The organism is Thermoleptolyngbya sp. C42_A2020_037 (assembly GCF_015272455.1).
Classification (GTDB): domain Bacteria; phylum Cyanobacteriota; class Cyanobacteriia; order Elainellales; family Elainellaceae; genus Thermoleptolyngbya.
The window spans coordinates 13,778-38,654 of the sequence record NZ_JACYLP010000049.1 but is presented as its reverse complement, the minus strand read 5'-3'; the positions used below and the strand labels follow the sequence as shown (position 1 = coordinate 38,654).

The 24,877-nt window shown below is 58.6% G+C and carries 21 protein-coding genes; 9 read left to right on the top strand and 12 right to left on the bottom strand.

Annotation, left to right across the window (positions count from 1 at the left end; all coding sequences use genetic code 11):
- Positions 1-50: 50 nt before the first annotated feature.
- The 6 genes from IGS16_RS17975 to IGS16_RS17950 form a co-directional block, all read right to left on the bottom strand.
- Positions 51-1,061 (bottom strand): glycosyltransferase family 2 protein, encoded by a 1,011-nt coding sequence (locus IGS16_RS17975; protein WP_297087779.1) that lies wholly within the window; start codon positions 1,059-1,061, stop codon positions 51-53.
- A gap of 139 nt (positions 1,062-1,200) precedes the next feature.
- On the bottom strand, positions 1,201-2,199 hold the full coding sequence (locus IGS16_RS17970) for a hypothetical protein (RefSeq protein WP_297087777.1): 999 nt from the start codon (positions 2,197-2,199) through the stop codon (positions 1,201-1,203).
- Between the two features lie 139 nt (positions 2,200-2,338).
- Positions 2,339-3,469, bottom strand: coding sequence for a glycosyltransferase family 4 protein (locus IGS16_RS17965; RefSeq protein ID WP_297087775.1), 1,131 nt, complete (start codon positions 3,467-3,469; stop codon positions 2,339-2,341).
- Between the two features lie 235 nt (positions 3,470-3,704).
- Entirely contained in the window at positions 3,705-5,108 is a 1,404-nt protein-coding gene (locus IGS16_RS17960) for an O-antigen ligase domain-containing protein (protein WP_297087773.1), read from the bottom strand.
- An 18-nt stretch (positions 5,109-5,126) separates the two neighbouring features.
- Positions 5,127-6,479, bottom strand: a complete 1,353-nt coding sequence (locus tag IGS16_RS17955; RefSeq protein WP_297087771.1) for an oligosaccharide flippase family protein — start codon at positions 6,477-6,479, stop codon at positions 5,127-5,129.
- 120 nt (positions 6,480-6,599) lie between these two features.
- A complete protein-coding gene (locus IGS16_RS17950; RefSeq protein ID WP_297087769.1) occupies positions 6,600-7,865 on the bottom strand; it encodes a glycosyltransferase in 1,266 nt (421 codons plus the stop codon).
- A gap of 470 nt (positions 7,866-8,335) precedes the next feature.
- Between IGS16_RS17950 and IGS16_RS17945 the strand changes: the two genes are divergently transcribed.
- The 4 genes from IGS16_RS17945 to IGS16_RS17930 all read left to right on the top strand — a co-directional run bounded on the left by IGS16_RS17945 (position 8,336) and on the right by IGS16_RS17930 (position 14,567).
- Positions 8,336-9,616 carry a polysaccharide biosynthesis/export family protein gene (locus tag IGS16_RS17945; protein WP_297087767.1) on the top strand — a complete coding sequence of 427 codons (1,281 nt, stop codon included), beginning with the start codon at positions 8,336-8,338 and terminating at the stop codon, positions 9,614-9,616.
- Between the two features lie 248 nt (positions 9,617-9,864).
- Positions 9,865-12,264 carry a tyrosine-protein kinase domain-containing protein gene (locus IGS16_RS17940; RefSeq protein ID WP_297087765.1) on the top strand — a complete coding sequence of 800 codons (2,400 nt, stop codon included), beginning with the start codon at positions 9,865-9,867 and terminating at the stop codon, positions 12,262-12,264.
- A complete protein-coding gene (locus IGS16_RS17935; protein ID WP_297087763.1) occupies positions 12,261-13,307 on the top strand; it encodes a glucokinase in 1,047 nt (348 codons plus the stop codon). The genes IGS16_RS17940 and IGS16_RS17935 overlap by 4 nt, the downstream gene beginning before the upstream one ends.
- A 270-nt stretch (positions 13,308-13,577) precedes the next feature.
- On the top strand, positions 13,578-14,567 hold the full coding sequence (locus tag IGS16_RS17930; protein WP_297087761.1) for a DUF389 domain-containing protein: 990 nt from the start codon (positions 13,578-13,580) through the stop codon (positions 14,565-14,567).
- 74 nt (positions 14,568-14,641) lie between these two features.
- On the opposite strand, the gene IGS16_RS17925 is transcribed toward IGS16_RS17930, so the two are convergent.
- The 3 genes from IGS16_RS17925 to IGS16_RS17915 form a co-directional block, all read right to left on the bottom strand.
- On the bottom strand, positions 14,642-15,169 hold the full coding sequence (locus IGS16_RS17925; RefSeq protein ID WP_297087758.1) for a DUF456 domain-containing protein: 528 nt from the start codon (positions 15,167-15,169) through the stop codon (positions 14,642-14,644).
- A 67-nt stretch (positions 15,170-15,236) separates the two neighbouring features.
- Positions 15,237-15,611, bottom strand: a complete 375-nt coding sequence (locus tag IGS16_RS17920) for a hypothetical protein (protein WP_068507798.1) — start codon at positions 15,609-15,611, stop codon at positions 15,237-15,239.
- 290 nt (positions 15,612-15,901) lie between these two features.
- Positions 15,902-16,813: a MoxR family ATPase gene (locus IGS16_RS17915; RefSeq protein ID WP_297087755.1), complete on the bottom strand. Its 912-nt coding sequence runs from the start codon at positions 16,811-16,813 to the stop codon at positions 15,902-15,904.
- A 170-nt stretch (positions 16,814-16,983) separates the two neighbouring features.
- Here IGS16_RS17915 and IGS16_RS17910 point away from each other — a divergent pair, with 170 nt between their 5' ends.
- The 3 genes from IGS16_RS17910 (at position 16,984) to IGS16_RS17900 (ending at position 20,627) form a co-directional block, all read left to right on the top strand.
- Positions 16,984-18,018, top strand: coding sequence for a M28 family peptidase (locus tag IGS16_RS17910; RefSeq protein ID WP_297087753.1), 1,035 nt, complete (start codon positions 16,984-16,986; stop codon positions 18,016-18,018).
- A gap of 9 nt (positions 18,019-18,027) precedes the next feature.
- A complete protein-coding gene (locus IGS16_RS17905) occupies positions 18,028-19,149 on the top strand; it encodes an aldo/keto reductase (protein ID WP_297087751.1) in 1,122 nt (373 codons plus the stop codon).
- 158 nt (positions 19,150-19,307) lie between these two features.
- A complete protein-coding gene (locus IGS16_RS17900) occupies positions 19,308-20,627 on the top strand; it encodes a ferrochelatase (protein WP_297087749.1) in 1,320 nt (439 codons plus the stop codon).
- Between the two features lie 12 nt (positions 20,628-20,639).
- Here the strand turns inward: IGS16_RS17900 and IGS16_RS17895 are convergent, their stop codons facing one another.
- Both IGS16_RS17895 and IGS16_RS17890 read right to left on the bottom strand, forming a co-directional pair.
- Positions 20,640-21,209 carry a GNAT family N-acetyltransferase gene (locus IGS16_RS17895; RefSeq protein ID WP_297087747.1) on the bottom strand — a complete coding sequence of 190 codons (570 nt, stop codon included), beginning with the start codon at positions 21,207-21,209 and terminating at the stop codon, positions 20,640-20,642.
- Positions 21,209-21,988 carry a class I SAM-dependent methyltransferase gene (locus tag IGS16_RS17890; RefSeq protein ID WP_297087745.1) on the bottom strand — a complete coding sequence of 260 codons (780 nt, stop codon included), beginning with the start codon at positions 21,986-21,988 and terminating at the stop codon, positions 21,209-21,211. The genes IGS16_RS17895 and IGS16_RS17890 overlap by 1 nt, the downstream gene beginning before the upstream one ends.
- Before the next feature lie 113 nt (positions 21,989-22,101).
- Here IGS16_RS17890 and IGS16_RS17885 point away from each other — a divergent pair, with 113 nt between their 5' ends.
- Positions 22,102-23,070, top strand: a complete 969-nt coding sequence (locus IGS16_RS17885; RefSeq protein ID WP_297087744.1) for a DUF362 domain-containing protein — start codon at positions 22,102-22,104, stop codon at positions 23,068-23,070.
- Between the two features lie 7 nt (positions 23,071-23,077).
- Positions 23,078-23,206, top strand: coding sequence for a hypothetical protein (locus tag IGS16_RS17880; protein WP_297087742.1), 129 nt, complete (start codon positions 23,078-23,080; stop codon positions 23,204-23,206).
- On the opposite strand, the gene IGS16_RS17875 is transcribed toward IGS16_RS17880, so the two are convergent.
- Positions 23,203-24,654: an ABC transporter substrate-binding protein gene (locus IGS16_RS17875; protein WP_297087740.1), complete on the bottom strand. Its 1,452-nt coding sequence runs from the start codon at positions 24,652-24,654 to the stop codon at positions 23,203-23,205. The two genes, IGS16_RS17880 and IGS16_RS17875, sit on opposite strands and share 4 nt — an antisense overlap.
- Positions 24,655-24,877: the final 223 nt, after the last annotated feature.

Sequence of the window (24,877 nt, the reverse complement as noted above, 5' to 3'; positions counted from 1 at the left end):
AAAACCTCGCCAGACTTTTTGCTAATGCCAGACTTTTTGCTAGCGCCAGATCACGAGCAGCGGGCAGGCTTAATTTCGGCTCCCTTTAGAAACACGCTGTTGGCGATGAAATCGGACAGGAAATTGGGCGGGTCGGCATCGGGCTTTTGCTGGAGGACACGCCGCAACCGCCATAGGGCAAAGGTGCTAGCCCACACAGCATCGGTCGCCGCGGCATAGAGCCAGCCGTGGTTTTTGACAAAATAGCGGCGGCGCGAGTCAAACCAATATTGTGGGCGACGCTTGGGCGCTTGCTTTTGGTTGGTGACTCCGGAGCTTTGCCCCACCAGATGCACGACGCGGCTCTCTGGCACATACCAGCAGGGCCAACCAGCGCGATGGGCTTGCAGGCAAAAGTCCATCTCTTCGTAATACATGAAGTATTCTTCGTCCATCAGCCCAACGGCATCGAACACCTCGCGGCGGATGATCATGCTGGCTCCGGCCACCCAGTCGGTCTGGAAGGTGTCATCGGAAACGGGTGGTGCAACCGTCCAGCGGTTTAGCAGTTGGCTGACCACGCCCAGCCGCAGCCCGCTGTCGATTTCGCTCAGCAGCGTGTGGAACCGGAAGGCCGAGCGCTGGGGCGTGCCGTCTGGGTCTTCTAGCCGACTGCCCGCAATGCCAACCGTGGGATGCTCGTCCATGAACTGAACCAGCACTTGCAGCGCCCGCGGCCGAACGATGGTATCTGGGTTGAGCAGCAGCACGTAGTCTGGCGGGTGTGCGGATTGCAGCGCTGGCCGAATCGCCGCATTGTTGCCATAGGCAAAGCCGCCGTTTTTCGGTAAGGGCATAAAGGTACACCAGGATTCCCAGCCCTCAGCGGCGATCGCCTCTCCGATTTTTGCGACCGAGTCATCTGGCGAGAGGTTGTCGGTCACCACGACGCGGGTATCGGGCATGGCCTGAATTTCGGGGACGAGCGATCGCAGCGTATCGATGGTCAGGTCGGGCGTTCGGTAGTTCACGATTACCACCAGCAGGCGGGTTGCTGGGGTCAGCGGTAAAGATTGAGTCATAGGGGTTGATCAAAAACGCGCATAACTGGGTTGCTTTGGGCTAGCGATGGGTCGATCAATGCACCGGAACCCGTCCTTTTCGATCCACTGAGATTAAATCACACAGCGGCTAAAATCACGGTATCAATCCACTCATCCGTTAGATCACGGTACAGAGCTTTTGATACTTGGCGGCCTTTTGCTGGCGTAGCTGATTTAGCCCCTTGCTCAGCACTTTCCACTGGGGCGGGGCACTGTTGACCAGAGGCCCCTGCGCTGCCAGCCAGGTTCCTACATCGGGATGCGTGTCGTTCAGGCATTGCAGAAACGTGTCCCAAAACGGCATCCACATCGCATCGTGATAGTGCAAAATCTTGGCTTGCCGCAGCTTTTCGGGGTCATACCATTGGGCGTGGGTCTTGGTGCCCATGCCGTAGTTGTGTGAATGGGGGAGCGATCGCCAGCGCAGGCCCATCTTCACCATCGCCATGCCCAGCGTGTGCTGGGTGAAATACACGCCCGCCTTGGCAGAGGCGATGTGGGCATCCAGCAGTTTCAGCGTCGTGTCCAAGTGGATCTTGGAAAATCCTGTGGCGCGGCGATAGACAAACACGCCGCTGTTCCAGTACAGGCGGATTTTGATGCCCTCGCGCTCCGTCACCACCCACGGCAAATCCGATAGCTCCAGTCCCGCCACCTTGCAAGCTTCGCGCCAGTAAGGTTCAAACGGATCGTCCGGGCCGGATGTGCCAATGTTCTTGTCGGGGGCGCAGGCGGCAAAGTCTTCGTCGGCAGATAGGCGGAGCTGGTCGGGTTCGCCCAAAATCAGCAGGTCGCTATCCAACCAGCCCAGAAACTCCGTGGTGCAGCGTTCCTCAACCGCCGCCATCGCGTAGTGCTTGTTCAAAAAGCTTTTCCAGGCGTAGGGATTGGGGGCGCGAAAGCGCAGGTATTCCACACCTAGGCGGTCAAACGCCCGCAGCGTCTTGCCCGACAGCGGCGGCCCAAAGCGCGGCGTGACTGCCACCACGGGCACATCGGCAAAGGCCCCGCCCCAGCGCCGCAGGCTCTCTACCATCCGCACGGTCTGGGTTTCCAGCCAGCCCGACTCGACGCAGCAGACAAAGGTGGTGTCAGTTCTTCGCTCTTCGCTCTTCACTCTTCGTTCTTCACTCTTTGATCTTTTTGATCTTCGCTCTTCGTTCTTGCTCAAATTGGCGACAGATGACATAGGGTTGCTCCGTAATGTGCTTTGGTTCTGGATTGGCGCTGTTCGGATTCGATTCCCAGGACTGCGGTCAGGTTTCGCGATATTCGGGTTGCAGCGCACTCGCACCATAGTTTTGCGATTTGCAGGTCAGCAGCAGCGTTTTCAATCGGGCAGCCCAGCCGCGCTTGGGGTCATAAAAGCGGTCTTGCAGTTTGAGGCAGGCTCGCTGCTTTTGCTGATATAAAGCGCGATCGCCCATCAGCGTCACCAGCGCCTCAGCGTAGGCAACGGTATCGTTTGGTGGCACTTCGATCACGGCCTCGCGCACAGCCGACAGAGCAGGACAGGCGGCAGACGTGACCACCGGACGACCCGCCAGCACGCCTTCTACCACCACTTTGTTGAATCCCTCTACGAAATCCGTTCGAGTGGGCACGATGACAGCATGGGCGGCTTCGTAGCGCTGCCGCATGGCGGTCTGGTCGCAGTGTCCGTGGCAAATAAAGGAATCTGCCAGTCCCGCCGCTGCGGCAGCCTGTCTCAGCGCATCCAGCGCCGATCCATCGCCGCACAGGTCGAATACGATATCCTGGCTGAGGCTGCGCGTTTGCTTGGCGATGTCCAGCAGGTCGAACACGCCTTTTTCAGGTTCGATGCGCCCCGCAAACAGCACACGAAAGGGCGATCGCGCTTCGTCAGGCGGCTTCAGCAGGGCAAACTGTTCCCGCCGATAGACAGGGGTAAAGATGGAGATGGTGCGATGCTGACGATGGGTGATCATGGCGACCTGCTCAGCGATATCATCAGAAATCGCCAAAATCGCGCGACAATCCTGCTGAAACAAGCGTTTTCCCCACCTGAGCGCAGTCTTTTCAAGTTTTCGCATGGGCAAAAACTTGCGCCACAGGACGCAGTGCAGCGATGGGATCACCTGCACCCCCAGCCGAGGCAACAGTGACAGCATGAACCAGTGGGTCGTGCCGTCAGCAACAACTGCTACATCAGCTCGAAATTGCACTGCCGTCATCACCAGCCGCAGTCCGTACCAGATTTGCCCCGCGTGGTAGATCAACCCCGTTGCCTTTTGAAAGGGAATCGGCCGATGTTCCAGAGTAAATGCACCATCCTGAAGCGTTCGCTTATCTCGATGCGAAGAAATCACGTAAGCGTTCGCATTGAGTTCGCGGCAGACTTCAAAGAACTGTCCGGAGTACGTCACAGACACCTGCGATGGATCATCTTTATGCTGTCTCCAGTGCTGGTATGTTCCAATTACATTTCCAGGGCCAGCCGCGTACAAAACGCGCAGAGACGATGGCATCACCTTTTGCATGAAAACGGCCTCAGATCAGCGGAAGAAGCAGTTGCAGCAATCTCAGCGTGGGCGTATGAAGGACACTCTGGAGGCGTTAAGTCGTGCAGAGGGCGGCACTTTTCACTTAGCGTTCCCGAACTTAGGGCGAAGCTAGCGGCAGGCTTGGCCTTCGACGCGGGAGCGATCGCCCCGCGGGTTTGCGTTTGGGCACTCGTTTTCGCAGCGGCTCCGGTTTCAGCACCAGCCCCGCAATGCCGCCGCTAGAGAGGGTGAAAATGGGATTGGGCATGGCGTTTAGCACACAGTCCAGCGCAAATAGAATCGTGACGACCGCCACGCAGACCGCAGGAGCCGCCAGCGGTTGGGCCCAAACTTTTGGCGGATAACGGCTGACGCAGAGCAGAAACGATGGCACAATCATGGTGCTGAACAGCGTGATCAGCCCAAACGCGCCCTGATTCCCAAAGGCAATGATCCACAGGCTGTCCGTCACAGAAATGTCTTTGCCATAGTCGTCGTAGACGCGGGCCCGCCCCCAGCCGCCCCAGCCAAACACAGGTCGCTGGCGGGCTTTTTCGCTCAGCAGTTCCTCGTTTTCTAGCCGAAAGATCAGTGATTGGGCACGTTCTGCATTTAGCGTTTTGGTGACAAATTCTTCGATGCTGTCGCGGCGATCGGGCGTGATGTAGCCCGTTGCGCCCATGTAGAGGTACGTGCCGATGAACACGACCAGGAGGATAAGTGGAACGTAGGTTTTCAGCTTGCTGCCCAGAAATAGAATGATCAGACCAAACACCAGCAGCAGGTAAGCACCCGTCGATCGGCAGTTGAGAAAGCTGACCACCAGTACGGGCACCAGCGTTTTCATCGGCTGATCCCAATACTTTTTCAGCACGCCGCTTTTCCAGAGCCAGATGCCCACCAGCGCCGCCGCCATCATCCACGCCCCTACCGCCAGCCCGTGGGACATAAACACCGTGGGACGATAGCCGCCCATCCGCATGGTTTGAGAAAAGTCGGCGCGGGCGTGATAGCCGTAGACCATCCGGTGAAGCTGGGGGCTAAAGCGCGATTCGTAAAGGGTGAAGGGAATATAGGTTAAGCCACCCGCAAAGATGGCGATCGCCAAGTGCTTCATGCCCGCCAGATTACTCAGGTACAATCGCCCAAAAAAGTAGGGTAGCCCCCAACTCACGACCTGCTCCAGGCTGCTGGAAACGCCGTCGTAGGCCCCCAGCCCATTGGCCATTGACGAGACAAATGGACTGATGCAATACAGCGCCATCAGCCCGTCGATCCAGCCGGGTTTGAAGGTGCTAAATCGTCCTGAGTCGAACACAAACACTGCCAGCAAAATGCAATAGCACGTCGCCGACATTTTGGTGTAGTCGGGAATGCTGGGCAGCACAATGGCGGCCTGCGGCAGGAACAGCCACGCGATTACAAAACTGATGATGACGGCCCGCGGGGGGGAATAGCGCGTGAACAGGTACAGCACGATGGGAATCCAGCCGTACATCACGAGGGCAACTGTTGGACTCATGGCGATCGCTCCTCCGGGTTACACCGATCCGCCAAAGGCGGGCAGCCCCCAGCCCAGCGCCAGCCGCAGCCCCAGCACCGCCGCCAGCAGTCCCAAAAACACGGCCGTCGCCTGCACATCCTGTCGCCAGCAGCCCAGCCGCTCTTTTTCCAGCCCGTATAGCACCACGCCATACATCGGCAGGTCGCTAAAGGTGATGGCCAGCACGCCGCCCCATAGCCCTGCCGCGTCAAACCCATAGGGAATGCCAAGGGCGATCGCCCCAAACCGCAGCAGATTGCCCCAAGCTCCGTAAACCGACTTGCCCACACTCAGCAAACAGGGGTTCATCGTGCTATACAGCAGCGTATGCCATAGCCCGAAGGACATCACAGGCACCATCCACGCGGCATCGCGATAGCGGTTGTCATAGAGCGTCAGGATGAACAAATCGCCAAAGCCCACCACGCCCGACAGCAGCAGCGCCGACCCCATCAGCAGCAGCCAGCGCTTTTTCAAAATCTTGGCCCGCAGTTCAGGCCGGGGCAGATCTGCCGTGCGCGACACCACGGGAAAAATCACCTTGGTTCCCAATGCGCCAATCACCTGCCGGGGAATGTCCGACAGGGTAAAGGCAATTGTGTAAATCCCCAGCATGGTGATGGAGATGTATTTGCCGAGAATCAAGCGGTCGGCCTGGGTCGCCAAAAACGTCAGCGCGGTAGAGATAAAGATCCAGCGTCCAAAGCTGAATAAATCTCGCAGCGATTCTTTTTCCCAGCACAACTGGTTGCGATAGCCCGGAATCAGCCAAAAGCTGCGAGCTGTTCGCAGGGCCGCCGCCACCAGGTTGCCGCCCACCAGCGCCCAAATCGTTGGGCTAAAGCTGGCCCAGATGATCATAAAAATCAGCGAGGCCGCCTGCATGATGGCATCGAACTTGATGGTCTTGGCCAGGTCAACGTGGCGGCGCAGGGTCGCAACAGCGGTAGACTCAAACCCGTTAAGAATGGTGGTCAGCCCGACGATGGGAATCAGCCAGAGCAGGCGTGGCTCGTTGTAAAACTGGGCAGTGGGATAGGCGATCGCCAGACAAAACAGCCACAGCCCAAAGCCCCGCACGATTTGCAGCGTCCAGGCCGTGTTGTAAAAGGCTGGCTCGTCGCCGCGCTTGTTTTGCACGATGCTGGGAATGATGCCCACGTCAGAAAATAATTGCAGCCCGATGATGGGAATATTCACCAGTGCCATCAGTCCGAAATATTCCGGCAAGAGCAGCCGCGTCAGGATCAGGTTGCCGCCAAAGCGCATGACCTGGCTGGCTCCATAGCCTGCAATAGTCCAGATCACGCCGCTGAGGGCTAGTCGGTTGAGAGAGGCAGAAGAGGCCATGCGAATTTCATGAGAAGGGGCAGAGAGACGTTCGGTCGCGTTCCAAGCAGGCTAGATGCTGTTGAGCGAAGGCAGCAGATGAGGTTGGGGCAGACAGCCAGCAGCAACCGTAGGCAACTCCTAGCCTTCGGGAATCGGTTGAGACAGGTCGGGTGGGGCGATCGCCTCAGACAATCGCGCTTCGGTTTCAATTTGTTGGAATAGGGCGGCCAGCTTACGAGCTTCGGTGGCGGCGTTGTGCTGCTGAAACACGCGCGATCGCCCATGATGTCCCATCGCGCTGAGCGTCTTTGTGTCTGCTTGCAGCACCTCCCGCAGCGCCGCCGTCAGGTCTTCTACTGCGCCTGGCGGCACTAGCCAACCCGATCGCCCCGGCTCCACCAGTTCGGGAATTCCGGCGACGTAGGTACTCACCACCGGACGCGCCAGCGCCAGCGCTTCCATCAGCACCACGGGCAGTCCTTCTGCAAAGCTGGGCAGCACCAGCGCACGAGAGCGCTGAATCTGCTGCCGCACGTCTGCGCTGCTGGCCCAGCCCGTAATTTCAACCTGAGACTGTAGACCGTACTGAGCGATGGCCGCCTCTACCTGGGGACGCAGTTCGCCGTCGCCCACCAGCACCAGCTTGAAGGGAATACCCTCCGCCGCTAGGGGGGCGATCGCCTCCAGCAACAGCAGGTGTCCCTTTTGCTCACTCAGTCGCCCCACGCAGACCAATTGCTGCGTTTCGGGAACCGGGGTCGCCGCCTGGGTCAAAAATTCTTCATCCACACCGCAGTGAACCACCTGAATCTTGCGCCAATCGGCAGCCTCACACCAGCGCATGAGTTGACTTTTGCCGAAGGCGCTGATCGCCACCACCGCCGCCGCCCGCCGAATTTTTTCGGGCAGCAGCAGCGCCTCTGGTCGGTCAAATTCTTCGGGGCCATGCACCGTAAAGCTGTAGGTCGGCCCGCCCAGCGCGTGACACAACATGGCTACGGTCGTGGAGTTCGTACCAAAATGAGCATGGACATGCGTAATTCCCTGGATCTCAAACTCGCGTCGCAAAATGCAGGCTTCCGCTAGGTAAGCCAGATGGTGAGCCAGCCCGCGCTGACCCCGACGACTAATCTTCAGCGTAAAGGCAAGTGCTTTTAGAAACTGTCCGGGGTGAGCCAACGCCGTTTGAATTAATCCGGTCAGCAAGCCAGAAACACCCCGCGACAAGATCACCTGAGTTTTGTGTAGCTCTGCCTCGTCGCCAGGATCGACCAGTTCGCCGCTACAGGAGCGCACCGAAAAGCGAGCAACGGGCGTGCCAGCCGCCTCCAGCGCCAGGATCTCTCGCCGGATAAAGCTGTGGCTGACCTTGGGATATTGATTCACCAGATACGCAATCGTCATGGCTGCTTTTGCAGGGGGGATGTGCTAAGGGCGGGCTGAGGCTGCGCCCCAATCCAGTGTGCCCATGCGGGATGGGGTGGTAACATTTGCCACGCCAAGTATGCGTCACAGAAAATTCCAACGGCTGGACTGAAACCGGATTGAGGGGCAATATCGGCCCGACTTTTAAGCACGCCAAGATGCATCAAAGCCGAAGCAAATTCTGGCAATCTCCGCAATTTTGACTAGACTTGCGGGCGTTACTGAGAGCCAGCAGTTGGGCATTCTAAAGCCAGAGTTTCTGAATCAACGCAGCGTGCGATCGCCCGCTCTGCCTTTATCCAGTCCTCGAGATAGAAAGCCCGCTCATTCACCTAAGCCCAATTCAAACTGCACCGATCGCAAAGATGCGTCTCACTTAAAAATCAGCGTCTATGACACCCCCAATCCAGACTGTTGCGACTCATCTTCCCGACGCTCTCTGCCCTCCTGTGCCGCAGCGTGTCCGTCCAATCGCCCACCGCAACAATATCCGTGTTAATACGGCATTAACAGTTTTCATTAGCACTATTGCCCTGCCCGTCATTAGCGCCATCGCCCTCCCCGTCGCCGCGCAAACGTCTTCGACAGGCACGTCTTCGACAGGATGGACAGCAACCCCGACCTCTCCTGCTGCGCCGATGACAAACGTCCCAGCGCAGGTACAACCCTCGCCCCAACCGGGGTTGCAGCCCTTGATGCCGCTCCTGCCCGCTGCACCCCAGACTGACTCGCCCTTTACCCTCCAGCAGCCCCTCCCTGCCGCCCAAAGCCGTGATACCTACATCCTGGGTGCAGGCGATGCCATTCGCATTGATATTTTCGACGTGCCAGAATTCAGCGGGCAGAATGGGCAATACACCATCCTGTCGGATGGCTCTCTGAACCTGCCCTGGATTGGCAATGTGTCGGTGCAGAACATGACGTTAGAGCAGGCCGCCAACACGCTGGCTCAGCGCTACGCCCGCTATATCGACGATCCGCTGATTACCGTGACGCTGCTGGCTCCCCGACCCATGCGGATTGGGATTATCGGTCAGGTGAATCGCCCTGGCATTTACACCGTTAACCCAGCAACGGGCGCAACCTCCCAAAAGCAAACCGTCAGCACCGCTATCCAGGCGGCAGGCGGTATTACCCAACTGGCCAACGTGCGGGCTATCGAGGTGCGCCGCCCCACGCCCAGCGGAGAGCAGAGCATCACAGTCGATCTGTGGCGATTCTTGCAGGCTGGCGACATTTCTCAGGACATTGCGCTGCAAGATGGCGATACGGTGGTGATTCCCCAGGCCGATTCCATTGACCCCGCAGAGTCGGCTCAGATCGCCGCCGCCAGCTTTTCCCCCGCTACGATTAACGTCAACATCGTGGGCGAGGTGATGCGACCGGGCACCATTGCGCTGCCGCCGAATGTCTCGCTGAATCAGGCCATCATGGCGGCAGGTGGGTTTAATCGGCAGCGGGCACGGCAGAGCGAAGTCAGCCTGATCCGGCTCAATCCCGACGGAACCGTGACGAAGCGCGACGTTGACATTGATTTTGCGGCCAGCCTGAACGATGCCACCAATCCGCCGCTTCGCAGTAACGACATTATCGTGGTCGGGCGATCGTCCCTCGCGTCTACCTCGGATTTTTTGAATACGCTGCTCAGCCCGCTCAACGGCGTGTTTTCCATTTTTCGCGTGTTTGATGGGCTGGGTACTCTGCTGGCCCCGTCGCCCCGAAACCCCTAGAGCAGAGCAAGCAACCCAAGGAGTTCATCTTTGGGCCATGTTGGATAACGGCGAACGCATGGTTGGTTAAAGCAGGGTGCATTCTAGAAACGCCTTTCAAAGTAGGGCGTTCAACCTGAAATTTAAGCGCAGATTCTCAAGGTTCTAAGCAAAAAATTCAGGGGTTCCTATCAGCCTTTCAGCCCTGGCGGTCTCAATAGGCAATATAGATGACCCCGCACTGCGAGAGACATCACAGCGAGAAAATTATGGATCAGGATTTGGACCTGCAAGCTCTCGATGAGCCAGGGGAAGCCAGTGCTCCGAAAAAGGGCGGACTGCCGATTGGCGGACTGATCCGCATGGTGAAGCGGAAGATCTTGATCATTAGTGGAATGACCGGGGCGCTGTCGATTGCCGCCTGGTTATCGACCGCCTCTGATTTGCCCACCTATCGCGGCAACTTTCAACTGCTGGTGGAGCCTGTGACCTCGGAGGCACGAATTGCCGAGCCAACGGCGCTGACTCGTTCTGCTGGCGGTGTGCCCAGCCGCGATATTTTTAGCCTGGACTATCCAACGCAACTGCAAATTTTGCGGAGTCCCAAGGTGTTGGAAGAGGTTTATGAAAAGGTGCGAGCTAAGTACCCAGCATTTACCTACTTTCAGCTAATCCAGGGGCTAGAGTTGGGGCGGATTGGCAATACTCGCACAACGGAGACAAAGATTTTACAGGTGGGCTATTCTGGCTCCGATGCCGATCTTGTGCAACTGGTGCTGAATGAGCTGGCGAGTAAGTATCTGCGCTATAGCCTGGAGGATCGCAAGTCTCGCATTAGTGAGGGGGTGAAGTTCATCGAAGATCAGCTTCCGGGTTTGCAACGGCGGGTGGCTGAGCTAGAAAAACAACTCCAGGAATTGCAGCAATCCTACGAACTCATCGATCCATCTTCGCAGGGGGGGCAAATTTTTTCGCAACTCCAGACGGTGACGGAGCAGCAAGTCGCAACCCAGCAGCAGATTCAAGAACAGCGCGTGCTTTACAACACGCTGCAACGGCAGTTGGGTCTGTCGCCCAATGAGGCGATCGCCGCTTCGGCCCTCAGCCAAGATCCCCGCTATCAGCAGTTGCTCAGCAGCATCAATGAAATCGACAGTCAGATTGCGCTGGAGTCGAGTCGCTTTACCGATGAAAGCCCGATTATTCAGCGATTGCGACAGCGGCAGGCCAATTTGACGGCCGTGCTGGGGCAACAGGCCAATCGCATCCTGGGGCCGCAACTGGCTCGCAAAGCAGATTCGCTGACTTATCAAGACTCGCTGCGGTTGGGGCTGATTCAGCAATTGATCAGTACTGCCAATGAGATGCAGGTGTTGCAGATGCGGGATCAATTTCTGGCACGGCGACAGGCGGAGGTTTCGCGCCAGGTGCAACAGTTTCCGGCGATCGCCCGTCGGTATGCCGAAATTCAGCGCGAACTGGGCGTGGCCACCCGCACGCTGGATCAACTGCTGGGGCAGCGCGAGACGCTGCGGGTAGAAGCCGCCCAGACACAAGTGCCGTGGGAACTGATCTCAGAACCCATGCTGCCTCGTGATCCGAGTGGCGCTGCCATTCCCGATCCCAATAGCTCTCGCAAGAAGCTGATGATGGGCATGGTGGCCGGGCTGGCGCTGGGACTGGGAACGGCAGTGCTGATTGAAAAGCGGCAAAACATCTTTTTCGGTGCAGAAGACGTGAAAGATGCCGTGCCTGTGCCTCTGCTGGGGGTGCTGCCGGCCTGCGCCACGGCCGACCCCTGCGGCAGCTTGCTCAGCATTGCGCCCAGCAGTGGGGAACTGAGCGAGGATGCCTTCCCGTTTCTGGATGCAGTGAACAATTTCTACGCCAGCCTGCGATTTCTCAACCCCAACAACCTGGTGCGATCGCTCGTCGTTTGCTCTCCTGCTACGGGCGACGGCAAGACCACCATTGCCCTCCACCTGGCGCAGACGGCGGCGGCGGCGGGGCAGCGCGTGCTGCTGGTGGATGCTAACCTGCGATCGCCCAAGCTGCACAGCATTCTGAACTTGCCGAATGAATGCGGGCTGAGCGAACTGCTGGCCCAAAAAGTCTATCCCGAAGATGCCATCCAGGTCTGCCCCAGCTTAGAGCATCTGTGCATCCTCACTGCCGGGCAAACGCCCCCCGGCACGACCAAAATGCTGGCCTCGCCCCAGATGAAAGACCTGATGGCGGCGTTTGATGCCCAATTTGACCTGATCCTGTACGACACGCCCAACCTGGGCAGCACAGTGGATGCCAACTTTTTGGCGGCCCAGGCAGACGGAATCTTGCTGGTGCTGGCGGTGCGCCAGACGGCCTACTCCAAGACTAAGGAGGTGCTGAAAAAGCTGGAGGAATTTCACCTGCCCATTATTGGCACTGTGGCCAACCGGGCGATCGCCCCTGCCGAAGTGTCTGAAGAGGATGATGAATACGACGAATATGATGAAGATTCCGAAGGAATTTGGGCAGCAGCAGCAGCCGAGTTGGAACCGGACTACAATCCTGCCTACAATGTCGATGTCGATGACGTTGAGGACGTTGAGGACGTTGAGGACGACGACGCGGACGAAGCCCTCCAGCCCGTTCTAGACCCCCTATTTGTGGATGACATCGCATCATGACTCGACTTTTGGCAGGCGACATCGGCGGCACCAAAACGATTCTGCGGCTGGCAGAAGTCCATAGCGACGACGGCCCGGTTAAGCTGCAAACGCTCCATGAGATGCGCTACGTCAGCGCGGAATATCTCGACCTGGTGCCGATGGTGCGGGCGTTTCTGGCAGACGCAGAAAACTGCATGGGCTGCGCTCCTGGAATTGAGAAAGCCTGCTTTGCGATCGCCGGGCCTGTGGTCAACAATACCTCCGTGCTAACCAATCTCTCCTGGACCCTGGAGGGCGATCGCCTCAGCCGCGAACTCAACATTCCCAATATCAGCCTGATCAACGATTTTGAAGCCGTCGGCTACGGCATTTTGGGTCTGGGTGAAGACGACTATTACACGCTCCAGGTCGGCAAGCCCCAGCCCAACGCCCCCATCGCCGTCATTGGCGCAGGCACAGGGCTAGGTCAGGGCTTCTTGATTCCTCAGGGGGGCGTGTATTACGTCTACCCGTCGGAGGGGGGACACGCTGATTTTGCGCCCCGTTCAGAACTGGAATTTCAACTCCTGAAATATTTGCTGGATAAGCTAAACATCAATCGCCTGTCGGCCGAGCGGGTTGTGTCGGGGCAGGGGATTGTGTCGATTTACCAGTTTTTGCGCGATCGCCAGCTTGCCGAAGAGTCGCCTGACATCGGCGCGAAAATCCTCACCTGGGAGCGCGAGGCGGGCAAAGCAGAAAAGTCCGTCGATCCGGGCGCGGTAATTTCCCTTGGCGCTCAGGCGGGCGATCGCCTCTGCCAGCAAACCATGACCCTGTTTGCCTCTGCTTACGGAGCCGAAGCGGGCAACCTAGCGCTGAAACTGCTGCCCTTTGGCGGCCTCTACATCGCAGGCGGCATCGCAGCCAAAAATCTGGACGTGCTAAAAGCGGGCGGCTTTATGGAGGCGTTTCTCGACAAAGGGCGCATGAGTCCGCTGCTGGAGCAAATCCCGGTGCATGTGGTGCTGAATGCTCAAGTCGGGCTGATTGGGGCCGCCGTGAGAGCTGCTCGACTGTAGCGAAGTTGATTTATCATCTGGCTCCATCATCTGGAATGATAGTCCCTGTAAGCGTGATACAGCGTTTTTGCAGATCGTGAGGTACGCAGAAGGTTACGAAACCTTTGTCTTTTCAGAAAAGCGCGCATCTCACCCTGCAAGAAGATGCTGTATCTGCGATGCAGTAGGCGACGTCTGAAAGGGCTTGCGTCTCCTAAACGGAGACAAGCGTCTGCTGGCATCGTTCAGCAGGGAGGAGGAACGATGAGGCGGAGACGAATAGCAGTATTCATGGCGAACTTTTGGGAGACGGTGAAAACGCTTCAGCGGGGGCGGGTCAACCTCTCGGAATTGGAGCGCCTTCACAGCGAGATGCTGAGTGAGTCAGTTGCGAATACGCCTTACTTGGTGCTAGTCGTCACGTCCTGCGCGATCGCCACCTTTGGGCTATTGTCCAACAGCGCGGCGGTGATCATCGGCGCGATGATTATCGCGCCCCTGATGTCGCCGATTCGGGCGCTGGCCTTTGGAGCGCTGGAGGGCAACATTCTGCTGGTGCGGCGATCGGCGACATCAGTCTTGCTGGGAACGCTGCTCGCCCTGGCGATCGCCTGGCTATTGGGGCGCGTCGTGGGCATTGCCAGCTTTGGCGGCGAGGTGCTGGCCCGCTCCAGCCCCAACCTGCTGGATCTGGGGGTCGCGGTGGCGGCTGGCGGCGTAAGCGGCTATGCCAAGATCAATCCCAAAGTGTCGGCCTCGCTGCCCGGAACGGCGATCGCCGTTGCCCTTATGCCGCCTGTTTGCGTGATTGGGCTGGGCCTCTCCCAAGGCGACTGGCACCTTAGCCTAGGGGCAACGCTGCTCTACGTCACCAACCTGCTGGGCATCACGTTGTCCTGCATGTTGACCTTTTTGCTGGCAGGCTATACGCCGATCGAACAGGCGCAAAGAGCCTTGCTGTGGGCCTTCACCTTCACCGGGCTGTTGCTAATTCCGCTGGGGGTCAGCTTTGTGCAAATGGTGCAGCAAAACCAGCTTGAGGCCACCCTGAAACGGGCGCTGCTGACGCGCACGGCAACCTTTCAGCGCGTGCAATTGGTCGATAGCGACATCAACTGGTATACCCAGCCCCCCGAAGTGCGGCTGACGGTGCGGAGCCGAGAACCCGTCACCCCGCGCCAGGTGGAACTGCTGGAAGAGTTTGTGAGCCGAGAATTGGGACGACCCATGACGCTGATTCTGTCCGTCAGTCAGGTCGAAGAAGTGCGGCGCGAACCCTAGAGGGCCACGCTGCATCTCTTCCAACCAATATCAGGCATTTCTGCTAGCCGATAACCAATAGCCAATAACCAAGATCAGGCAGCGCCCGGAACTGCGGTTACGGTGGGCAGCGTCATCCACAGGAAAACTGCAAAGGTGGCGATCGCCAGAATAAACTGCACCAGTCGCCCAATCAGCGACCCCACCACAATCCCCAAACCGGCCTTAATTGCCAGCCACAGATCCTTGCGAAACAGAAACTCACCCAAGATCGCCCCCGCGATGGGGCCAATTAGCAGCCCCAAAAACGGGCCGCCAAAGGGCAGCGCGGGCAGCAGCCCAAACACACCCAGCAGCAGCCCCACCACTGCGCCAATTTGCCCCCACTTGCTAGCGCCAGCTTTTTTCGCGCCCAAGTAGGTGGCCAGAAAATCGACCCCTGTGCCCACCAGTAGGCACACCACCGCCACCGTCAGGGGAATGCCCAGTCCGGTGAATCCATTGACGAGTCCCCAAACGGCGATCGCCAGCGCAATTAGCCCAATTCCCGGAATCGCAGGCGCGAAAGAGCCAATCACGCCCACCAGCATCACCGCAACAAGAATCCAGTAGAGGTAGACCATGTTTAGGGGTTAAGGATTAGAGGAGTTGGCGCAGAGTCGAGATGCGGTCTTTTGCCACTTCTTCACTTTAGCCAAAAGAGTCCAGATCGAGCGCTTTGGAGCCGCCACGCTCCAGTTGCTCCAGCAGCCGTGCCAGTTGAGTCCACACCAGCAGTCCAGTCAGAACCGTCAGCGGAATGGCAACCGCGTAGGCCAGCTTAGTGGGAAAGCCAAAGATTTCTAGCCCAGCGGCGAGGAAAAAGCACACGCCGCCAGCAATTCCCAAAAATGGCACCAAAAGCTGCGGCCCCTGCATGTTCGCCAGCGTGCGGGTCGAGCGGTTTTTGTCCCATTCGTTGACTTGCTGCTTGAGGGTTGCCGAAAAGGCCGCACCCGATGCTAGCCCCGCCAACAGCCCCGCCACAAACAGAAAATACGGAGCGCTTGAGTAGTAGTACGGCACAACGGACTCCTTCAGTGCAGATTCAGAGGATGAAACGGAAAAACCAAAAAGAAAATATTCCTTAACATCAATCTAGCCGGAATCGGCACCCTTGGGCGCACTGGTGGGGAGATTTGGGTGATGGGGTGATTTGGGTGACAGGCGAAAGGGACGGAAAAATCGAAAACCGAAAACCGGAACCCCTTCCCTCTTCCCTCTTCCCTCTTCGTTCTTCGTTCTTCTCTCTTCTCTCTTCCCTCTTCCCTCTTCATCTTCCTCCCTCCACCATTCCAACCCTCCCCTCATCGCTGCTACGGAATCGCCACGGTGTGCAGCAGGCGATCGACGATCAGCCGCGCTTTGCGGCCGCCTGCGGGAATCAGGCGATGGGCTAGCACGAAAGGGGCCAGATACTTCACGTCGTCGGGGATGGCGTAGTCGCGTCCTTCCAAAAAGGCGATCGCCTGCACGGCCCGATGCAGCGCCACGGTCCCCCGTGGACTAACGCCCAGCAAAATCTCCTCATCCTGCCGCGTCGCCCGCACCAGACTCAGCATATATTGCTGCAAATGCGGCTCTACATGCACCGCCGCGCACTTCTGTCGTAGCGCCTGCACCTCCTCTAGCGACAGGCAGGGGCGCAACGCTTCGGTGGGCACACTGCCGCCATCTAGCCGCTGCAACATCTGCAATTCTTCTAGCTCCGTTGGATAGCCCAGGCTCAGCGAGAGGGCAAAGCGATCCATCTGGGCTTCGGGCAGCGGGAATGTGCCCTGATATTCCACCGGGTTTTGCGTGGCAATCACAAAAAAGGGCGTGGGCACGCGGCGCGACACGCCATCCACCGTCACCTGCTGTTCTTCCATCACTTCTAGCAGGGCAGACTGGGTGCGGGGCGTGGCGCGGTTGATTTCGTCGGCCAGCACCACGTTGGCAAACACGGGCCCCGGCATAAACACAAACTCGCCGCTGCGGGGATTCCAGATATTCGTCCCGGTGACATCCGACGGCAGCAGGTCGGGCGTGCATTGCAGCCGCTGAAACTGGCCGTCGATCGATCGCGCTAGGGACTTGGCCAGCAGCGTTTTGCCGACCCCTGGCACGTCTTCTAGCAGCGCGTGCCCCCCTGAAAACAGCGCCACCAGCACCAGCCGAATCGCCTCCGACTTGCCAACGATGGCGCGTCCCAAATTTTCTACAAGCTGTTCGATGCGGTCTCTCATAATAGGCTGGCGCAGGGTTGCGAAACGCTCTGCTCCATCATGGCAGCGATCGCCCGCAATCGGGCCAGGAATTCTGCGGGTTTTGCACAGGACTGCCGCGATTTCCCAAGGCCCGGCAATGGCGCTAGGATGATCGGGGATTCATGTTGCAAAACGCTGAACCGTTTACCATGCGAATTCGACGGCGTTGGGTGGGGCTGTGGCTGGCGATCGCGCTGCTAGTCGGGCTGGCGGCGGGGCTGCTGCCGACGGGATTTCTAGGGGAATCGCACTCTCGCCCACAGCCCACCGCTTTGGGGTCAGCGCTGACTACGCCTGACATTGACCCTGCTCGGCTGCGCGGGGATGTGGAGGCGCTCAGCTTTGTGCGATACGAAGCGGGCGATCGCCAGCGAGCGGCAGAATATATCGAGCGATCGCTGACCGCAGCAGGCTGGCAGGTAGCGCGTCAGCCCTTCGGCACCGGCGAAACCGCTGGAGAGAACCTGATCGCCACTCGCCCAGACGCGCCGCCGGATCGTCCCAAACTGCTGCTGGCCGCGCACTACGACACGGTGAAGGATTCTCCCGGAGCCGACGACAATGCGACGGCCGTGGCAACGGTTCTGGAAGCGGCTCGGCTGCTCGATTCTCAAGACACCCCTTGCGCCCTGGAACTGGTGTTATTCGATCGAGAGGAAGCGGGGTTGGAGGGCAGCGAGGCGTTTGTGGCCGATGCGGCGCGGCGGCAGGGGGTGCGGGGCGCGGTGGTAATGGATATGATCGGCTACGGCTGCGACCTGGCCGGCTGCCAGTCCTATCCGGCGATGCTGCCGATCGCCCCACCGACGGATCGGGGCAATTTTCTGGCGGTGATTGGCGATTTGCAACGCAATCCCTACGGGAATCGCCCTCATCCCGACCTCATCCAGGCGTTTCACCAGATTGCCGATGCCTCGTCTGCCGATGTCACTCCCGTCCTCAGCCTGGCCGTGCCGCTGCTGGGCGACCTCACGCCCGACCTCCTCCGCAGCGACCACACCCCCTTCTGGAAAGCGGGCATCGGCGCAGTGCTGCTGACCGACACCGCCAACTTCCGCAATCCCCACTATCACCAGCCCAGCGACACCCCCGACACGCTCAATGCACCGTTTTTCCTGGGTTCAGCGCGGCTGGTGGTGAAGGCAGTGGACTGGCTCCTGCACGAGGGCGACTCGCAAGCATAACTCGCAGCCATGCACTACCGCCGCTTTGGGAAAACCAATCTGCAACTGTCTGTCTTCTCGCTGGGGACGATGCGCTATCTGGCTTCGGCAGAGACGGCGCGGCAAACCGTAGAGCGGGCGATCGCCCTCGGCGTGAACCACCTCGAAACGGCGCGGGGCTATGGCAACAGCGAGATTTTTTTAGGCAAGGCGCTGACGGGACTGCGGCGGGAAGATCTGATCATCACCACAAAGCTGCCACCCACCGCCGATGCCGAGGCAATGGCGCGGGGCATTGACGAATCGCTGGCGCGGCTGGGGCTAGATTATGTGGACTGCTTAGCGATTCACGGGGTGAATACGGCAGAGCATTTGGCCCTAGTGACGGCAGAAACGGGCTGCATGGCGGCAGTGCGGGCGGCGATCGCCGATGGGCGCGTGCGGTGGGTGGGCTTTTCGACGCATGGGCCGCTGGAGGTGATTTTGGGGGCGATCGCCACCGACCAGTTTCAGTTTGTAAACCTGCACTACACTCTGTTTTTTCAGCGCAACGCAGCCGCCGTCGAACTGGCGCACCAACAGGACATGGGCGTGTTCATTATTTCTCCCGCCGACAAGGGCGGCCTGCTCTATACACCGCCAGAACGACTGGAAGCGCTGTGCAACCCTTTTTCGCCGCTGCACTTGGGCTATCGCTGGCTGCTCAGCGACCCGCGTATTACCACCCTTAGCCTGGGCGCGGCCAAGCCAGAGGAACTGGACTGGCCCCTGGAAATGGCAGACCAGACACACCCGCTGACGGACGAAGAGTTGGAGAGTTTAGAACGGCTGCGATCGCACCAATCTGCTGTCTTGGGAACCGACCAGTGCCACCAGTGCTATGCCTGCCTGCCCTGCCCCGAAGACATCCACATTCCCGAAGTGCTGCGGCTGCGAAACCTGGCAGTGGCCTACGACATGACCCAATACAGCACCTACCGCTACGGCATGTTTGAAAACGCGGGGCACTGGTTTCCCGGCCGCCGGGGCGATCGCTGCACCGACTGTGGCGACTGCCTGCCGCGCTGTCCCCAAGCACTGGATATTCCCACCCTGCTGCGCGATGCCCATCGCCGCCTGGGGGGATCGCCGCGCCGCCGCCTCTGGGGTTAAGGCGATCGCCCCCAGGGTGAATAGTCGAGAAATACAAGGGAAAGATGCCCATACCCGGTAGGGGGATGCTAGGCTATGGAGGATGCAGGAAACCGCTTCAATGTATCCCTGTATTCCTTGTCACATTGCCCCCATACGTTAACTGGTAGGTGTATCGCGTGGTTGCTACTCCCGAACGACTTGAGCAAACTCCCGCCGAGCTTTCCCCCAGCGCGGCCCCGTCCAGCCGAGTGGCGGTGTTGCTGATGGGCTACGGTGAGGTCGAAAGCTACGAAGACTTTGCCAACTACAACGAGCAGGCGCTGAACCTGCTGACGGCAAAATTTGCCCCCGTCCCCACCTGGATCTATCCGCCGCTGGCCAAGCTGCTGGCAATGTTTGACCTACATGAGTGGCAGCATCAGCACGATCACTTTATTTCGCCGCACAATGCGATTTTCGAGCAGCAGCGGGCGGGTATTGAGGCGCGGCTGAAGGAAAAATGGGGCGATCGCATCAAAGTCTTCAAGGCGTTTAACTTCTGCGCCCCGTTTTTGCCGGAGCAAGTGCTGGCGCAAATCCAGGCAGAGGGCTTCGACAAGCTGCTAATTTATCCACTGCTGGTGGTGGACTCAATCTTTACCAGTGGCATTGCGGTGGAGCAGGTTAACAAAGCCCTGACGAAAACCTTTGTTGGCTCCGAGCATTGGCTCAAAGGTACGCGCTACATTCCCTCCTTCTACAACGAGCCGGAATACATCGACCTGATGGCGCGGCTAGTCGAAGACAAGATTCGCGCTGACTTGGCAGTGGCGCACCTGCCGTCACAGACGGGCATTGTGCTAATGAATCACGGCTGCCCCCACAAAGCCAAGGGCTTTACCTCCGGCATTGACGAAAGTCAGGCGCTCTATGAGCGGGTGCGCGAAAAGCTGATTCACCGCTATCCGCTGATTTCCGTCGGCTGGCTGAATCACCAAACCCCGCTGATCGAGTGGACCCAGCCCAATGCCGAACTGGCCGCCAAAAACCTAATCGACTTGGGTGCAACAGCGCTGGTCTTCATGCCCATTGGCTTTGCCACCGAAAACCACGAAACCCTGCTGGATGTGGATCACATCATCCACGGGCTGCGTCGCCGCCATCCCGAAGTGACCTATGTGCAGATGCCCTGTGTTAATGACCACCCCGACTTTCTGCAAATGGCAGCAGACTGGGCCGATGGGCAGATTGCTGCGCTACTGGAAGAAGAGGCGCTGGCAGTGACCCCATCCTTGGCGATCGCCCTGGCCCAGTCCTATACAGATCACCATCACCACGAGCATTCCCATGGGCATTCCTACGAACATTCCCACAGGCATTCTCACGGACATTCCCATGGACATTCCCACTCGCATGATTCTGGATATGCTCACCCATCTGAGCATCGCCATGCCCACGGACATACGCATAACCATTCCCACCAGCCTTCCCACAGTGAGCATTCTCACAGGCATTGAGCTAATACAACATTAGCTCAGGAAATCCTGCACTAGCCGTTTTGCCATGAGGATGTCGGGCTTGCCGGGCCCATTGACATCGGGAAGCACACCGACAATCTGAAAGCCCATCTTTTGATAGAACTCGTAGGGGTGGTTGCCAGGATTGCGAATTTGGGCGATGTGCTGAAATGGATCGCAGTAGAGGTCAACCCCAAACAGACTGGTTTGACCCAGTTCGTCGTCTGTGCCCAGATAGAGGGTGTGGCCGCCCTTTTCTGCGGCTTGTTGTTCCAGGTCTTGTACGAGCGATCGCCCCACACCCCGTCTGCGCCAGTTGCGCTGCACCACCAGTGGATGTAGCTCCCAGGCAGAGCCGCCATATTGGGCGATCGCCCCAATCCAGCCAATCACTTCACCCGACGGCAAAACGGCAATGCGGCTGAGGCGATCGCCCGCCAGCGATTCCTCCACTTCTGCCACCGCAGACGGCATATCGCGCCAGCCATGCTCCATCGGGCCAAAGGCATCCACCAGCATTGCCGCCAATTGCCGGATCGTGTTGGGTTCATCAGGCTGCAAATCGCGGATGTGCCAGTGCATTATGCAGGTTTCTGAAAGATCATGAGGTGCTGCTGCGGCAAAAAGCCCTTGGTTTCTCGCCAGACCAACCCCACCGCCTGCATTTCTTGCTTCACCTGGCGCTGGGTCATTTTGTGCAGCCCTTTGATAGAGATAAAGGGATTTTCGCCGCGATATTCCACCAGCGCCACGCGGCCGCCGGGTTTCAGCGCCTTAAAAATGGCTTCCATCATCTCGCGCGGATATTCAAACTCGTGGTAAGCATCCACCATCAGCGCCAGGTCGATGCTTTCTGGCGCGAGTTGGGGGGTGTCTGGTTCACCCAGCACCGGTATTACGTTGTCGGCAGGCGTGCCCGCTGCTGCGGCTTCCTGCTTAAAAAACTCAAGAATATCAATCATCTCCGGCTGAATGTCTACCGCCAGCACCTTGCCCTGGGGCACCAGCGGACTCAGGCGAAAGCTGAAGTAGCCCGTGCCCGCGCCAATATCGGCAACCACATCGGTTGGCTTTAGGTTGAGGGCGGGCAGCACTTTGTCGGGCTGCTCTTGGAACGATCGCCCCGGCCGCTCTAGCCACGCTGCCCCCTGGTGCCCCATTACCTGTGCGATTTCTCGCCCCATGTAAAATTTGCCAATGCCGTCGGGATTGTGCAGCACGCGATATTCGTAAAATTCCGTATTGGGCGGCGGCGGGTCGAGCGTCAGCACGGGCGCGAGATCCTGGGCGCGGGTAGGGGAAATTCCGCAGAGCCAGAGTAGGAGGGCAAGGGCGATCGCCAGCAGGCGGCGGTGAGGCATGGGGCAATGGGGGAATCGGGTAAGTCTCCTCCATTATTTCCGGTGAGGCGGGTGGGCGGCTACTGGTTTGGGCGAGTTGGTGCAAAATCAAGATAGTTTTTCAACATTGCGTTATGTCTACAGTCAGTCTGCTGCGGGCCACCAGCTACGAACATGAATCGCTACGCCAAGCCCTGCGAACCCTGCTGGAACCGCTGGGCGGCATGGGGGCGTTCGTGAAACCGGGCGATCGCGTCTTGCTCAAGCCAAACCTGCTGACGGGGGCACGACCGAGCAAGGAATGCGTGACGCGCTGGGAACTGGTTTACGTCGTCGCGCAACTGGTGCAGGCGGCAGGCGGCAAGCCGTTTTTGGGCGACAGTCCCGCCTTTGGCAGTGCGCGGGGGGTGGCGATCGCCAATGGCTATCAGCCGCTAATCGACGAGCTAAATCTGCCGATTGTGGAATGGAACGGTCGCCGCTACGAAACCGTGAGCGAGAATTTCAACCACCTGCTGCTGTGCAAAGAGGCAATGGAGGCAGATGTGGTGATCAATTTGCCCAAGGTCAAATCACACATGCAACTAACGCTGACGCTGGGTGTGAAGAATTTATTTGGCTGCGTCCCCGGCAAGATGAAAGCCTGGTGGCACATGGAAGCAGGCAAAGACAGCCGCCGTTTTGGAGAAATGTTGGTCGAAACGGCGCGGGCGATCGCCCCCAACCTCACCATTGCCGACGGCATCCTTGGCCACGAGGGCAACGGCCCCAGCGGCGGCGAACCGAGGATGCTGGGCGTGCTGGCTGCGTCGGCAGATGTCTTTGCGTGCGATCGCGCTCTGGTGGATATCCTCCAGGTCAATCCAGACCAAGTACCTACGGTTGCCGCCTCCCAGCGTATGGGGCTATGTCCGCCGCTGCATCAAATCAGTTTCCCACTCTGCCAGCCCGCCGACCTGCGAATCGAAAACTGGAAACTCTCCGATCGCCTCATGCCGATTGACTTTGGAATGCCCCGCGTGATCAAGTCCACCTTCCGCCATCTCTACATCCGCTTCATCAAAGAGCCGATGACAGCCTACGCACGACGGCAGGAAACCTGAGTGTGGGATGCGTCCGGGCGATCGCCCTTCATCTCCCAACACCAAAACCTCTGGGCGATCGCCCCTCGATATCTCTTGGAACCTCGAACTGCTGACCCAAACCGATCACTCATCCATCACCAGACCAGTGCCCTAATCAATGGCTCTGAATCGGTAGCTGCCTGACTCAGTTCGTTGAACTTGAACCAGGACAGGCGTGAGGCGGCGATCGCCCGTGTCGAGAAACCGCACTGCGCCCTTGCCAGCACTGGTGGCGGCAAAGTCCGGAGAGGTCAGGGCTTGCTGCAAGGTGCTGCGGCTATTGCCCGCACGCAGTAATCCTTCGGCGATCGCCTGCGTCGCGTCGTAGGCGGTGGCGGTGCGCCAGTTTACTGTAGCTCCCCAAAGTTGCTGTGCTTTGCGGGCAAAATCTGGATAGGCATCGGGACTCCAGGGCGTTGGCAAGATCATCCCTGCGACGGCCTGTTGCCCGTCCTGCAAGATTTTGTGAGTGTAGAGCGACGGGCTGCTGTATAGAGACAGCCGTCCGTTATTCGCCCGCGCTACCCCAATTGCCGGGTCGAGATAGTTGATGCTGGGGCCGAGGTAAAGCCCTGTCGCTTGCTGCTGAAGCGCCTGGGCGATCGCCGCATCCGGATCAAACCCCTCAGACGCAAAATCGCACAGGTCTTCGCCCTGCTCGTTCACCACTTTCACAATCTCGCCGCCGCGCCCCGTCAACACATCCACAAACGCATTCCGAAATTGGTTATTGTCGGGCGCTGTGGAGTCGTAGCAGACCAGGATCTTTGCAGATTGGGGCGATCGCGCCAGAATGTAGTCCACCAGCGGTGTCACCATCGATTGCGGCGTGGGCACCGCTCGAAAAATGAAGTTACCCACCTTTGCCACATCAGCATCAAAGGTGGTCGGCGAAATCATCACCAGCCCGTTTTGCTGATAAGTCGGCGCGGCTGCCATCGACGCATCCGAGGTGTTGTGCCCCACCATCGCCAGCAGCTTGCGGTTGGCCACCAGCAGCTTCGCAAGTTCTCGCGTGATGGCGGGCTGATTGTCATCGTTGACAATGGTGACCTCTAGCCCCCGCAATCGTGGGTCAGCTTGCCGATTGACCTCACTTTGCGCCTGCGCCACGCCCCGCAAAATTTCCTGGGCGACGTTGAGGTTCGTGCCGATGGGAACGCTGACGGCGATCGCCAGCATTTTGTCTTCCTGCGATCGCAGCCGCGCATTGTTCAGATAAATCAGCGTCTCCGGGTCGTTGGGCAGCGCCTTCAGCGATAGCTCAAACCACTCCACCGCCTTGTCGTAGTCTTGCGCGTCAAACGCGGCAATGCCCTCCCGCTTGGCAGGCGTGGTGACTGACGTGATTAACTGCCGATTGCCAAGGCTGATTCGGTCTGGCAGGCTGCTTAGGTCTGGCGGCACCTCACCTACGGTTGGGGATGAGGACATGCCCACAACCGTCGGCGACATTCGTCCTGGCTGAAGGCGAGGAAAAATCCAGGCAGACAGCAGACCGATTGAGCCAACGGTAACCAGCAGCGAAATGATCAAAACCGTCAGATCTTTGCTTTTTGTCATGGCGACAGGCTCCGGGGAAAATCGACAGAGATTAAGGCGCAGTCAGCCAACCTTTGCGCTTACTCAGTAAGCTATTGCGCCCGCCTGCTCGCCTATGTCGCCAGACTAGTGCAGCATAAACATTTCAGAATCCACAGAAATTGGGGTTCGTAGTGAGTGCTTTAGCGCTAAAGCGCCGACTACGAACTGAGGGGTTGACTAGGATTGCCGGAATCTCACCGTA